The following is a 2635-nucleotide window of genomic DNA, read 5'->3' on the forward strand; positions in this document are numbered from 1 at the left end:
AGTCTATAGTATAATAGGCTCTTTTTTTAGATTTACAAGCAATTTCACGCACCGTATTTTTTAATAAATAAAAAATCAAGTTACAAAATTATAAAGGATGCTCACTTTTAAAAAACTGATTATTCTTTTTAATTATTTACAATATAAAACCTATGTGATAATATGGAAAAAACCAAATGCAGTGAAGAGAAGAGTAAATAAAATGAATTTTTCACAGAGAGCTCTATTTAGCTGAAAAGGAGCAAAAATTCTTTATTGAACCAAGCCTCTGAGCAGCACATCGGAACCTTTTAAAAGTGGATGGTGTGACGGGAGCTCCCGTTATAGAGMTAAGGTATAAGCATGAAAATAGTGCMGTACCTGATAAGGTTAATATGGCGACATATTAAYAAACTAGGGTGGCACCGCGATGATAMATCTCGTCCCTAAGACTAAAAGTCTTGGGGGTGGGATTTTTTTATTGTTCTAAAACAATTTAGAAAGCGGGTGCCTAAAGTGAAAAAATTACTTGAAGATTGGAAATATCCTTTATTACTATTGTCCGGAGTTGGTATTGCGAATTTAGGTGCATGGATTTATTTAATCGCACTGAATGTACTTGTCTATAATATGGGTGGCTCAGCCTTAGCTGTCGCTACTTTATATGTGATAAAACCATTAGCCACTTTATTTACAAACGCTTGGTCAGGAAGTATGATAGATCGTTTAAATAAACGAAAGTTAATGATTCACCTCGATATATATCGMGCAGTATTTATCGCYATTTTACCCTTGGTTCTATCCCTTTGGATTGTCTATCTCTTAGTATTTTTTATAAGCATGGCCAGTGCGATTTATGAACCAACTGCTATGACATATATGACGAAATTAATTCCAGTAGAGCAAAGACAACGTTTCAACTCACTACGTAGTTTAATAGGATCTGGTGCATTTTTAATTGGTCCCGCAGTGGCGGGGATATTATTAATAACTGGTACACCAGAGTTTGCTATATATATGAATGCTATAGCATTTCTGTTATCAGGGTTAACAGATAGTGAGTATGGCTTCCTAGTTAGTATCGCTGGAACGGGTTTTATTTTAGGAGCCATAACAAATACAATTTTATCAAAAAAATTAGCACCTTCATTTCTAATTGGGATAGGATCATTATTCATTGCAATCGGATATTTGATTTATGCTTTTTCAAGTGAGTTTTTAATAGCTGCTATCGGATTCTTTGTTTTATCTTTCTCTATGGCATATGCAAATACGGGATTTTACACATTTTATCAAAATAACGTTCCGGTTCATATGATGGGACGAATCGGGAGTATATACGGGCTCGTTATAGCTGTTTTTACAATTTTTATAACGATTCTGTTCGGCGTTGCAACTCAATTCACTTCTATACAACTTGTAGTCATTGTAGGAGTATTGGTAATGCTACTTATTACTATCATATTGTGCGTGTTTACTTTATTACCATCGCGGTCTAAGGTATATTCCGCTGAATCAATAAATTCGAAATAGTTCCCTTGGTTTTTATTTGAAAATTAGGGGGTTGAATAGGAGGTTACTTTCCCCTATATATGGAAAAGTAATAAGGGGAAAGAACAATACAAAAAAAGATGATGATATTATTTATGAAAATTCATTTGGATATGCTAACCGAAGTGAATGTATAAACAATACACTACAAACAAGATTTGGAATTGCCTCAGGATGCAAATTATTTACTGCTATCAGTATCTGTCAACTTGTTGAAAGAGGTGTAATTACTTTTCATACAAAGTTAAAAGATTGTCTACATATTAAATTCCCAAACTTTAATGAAGATATTGCAGTACATCAACTTTTAACGCATAGTTCGGGTATTCCAGATTATTTTGATGAAAGTATCATGGATAACTTTGAAGACCTTTGGAAACAAACTCCTATGTATCTATTAAAAAGTTTAAAAGACTTTTTACCATTATTCCAAAACAGTAATATGATGTTTACACCAGGAAGTAAGTTTTACTATAACAATGCAGGTTTTATTATACTTGGATTAATTATAGAACAGCAGACAGGACTTGAATTTACGGAATATATAGAAAGAAACATATTTGTTCCAGTTGGTATGAATGATTCAGGCTATTTCTCTTTAGATAATTTACCAAAACATACAGCTCTCGGATATATAAAGGATGTAAATAGTCAAAAATGGAGAACAAATGCATACTCTATACCCATAAAAGGAGGTTCTGATGGCGGTGCTTACATTACTGCACCAGACATGGTGAAATTTTGGGAAGCTCTATTTAACAACGAAATATTAAGCCGCGAATATACGAAGTTACTTTTAACTCCTCATATTTTGGTGAATAATAGCCAGTCTTACGGCTATGGAATATGGATTGAGAAAAGACAAGAAAATATTTTTAAATATCATGTAATGGGATATGATCCAGGCGTGAGTTTTCGCTCGGCCGTATACCCGGAATTAGGAATTACATTAGTTATTCCATCAAATAAAGGGGCAGGGCCTGAAAAACTAATGGTGGAAATAGAAGGAGCTTTTTAATTACATGGATATAAAAATTAGAGCATATAAAAAAGAAGACGAAATAGGCTAGGTACGTTGCCGTGTGTTATCTTTTTTAGATACAGC

General features: G+C 33.4%; 1 protein-coding gene, 1 pseudogene and 1 other annotated feature. The gene and the pseudogene both read left to right on the forward strand.

Annotated elements, in window-relative coordinates; genetic code table 11:
- Positions 1 to 172: 172 nt before the first annotated feature.
- Positions 173 to 430 (forward strand) — a binding site (T-box leader).
- A 65-nt stretch (positions 431 to 495) separates the two neighbouring features.
- On the forward strand, positions 496 to 1512 hold the full coding sequence (locus AC1DJR_RS30990; RefSeq protein ID WP_477004364.1) for an MFS transporter: 1017 nt from the start codon (positions 496 to 498) through the stop codon (positions 1510 to 1512).
- A gap of 91 nt (positions 1513 to 1603) precedes the next feature.
- Positions 1604 to 2548, forward strand: a pseudogene (locus tag AC1DJR_RS30995) (serine hydrolase domain-containing protein); the annotation flags it as partial.
- Between the last annotated feature and the right edge of the window lie 87 nt (positions 2549 to 2635).

It is taken from the genome of Bacillus sp. 05T31 (assembly GCF_056396725.1).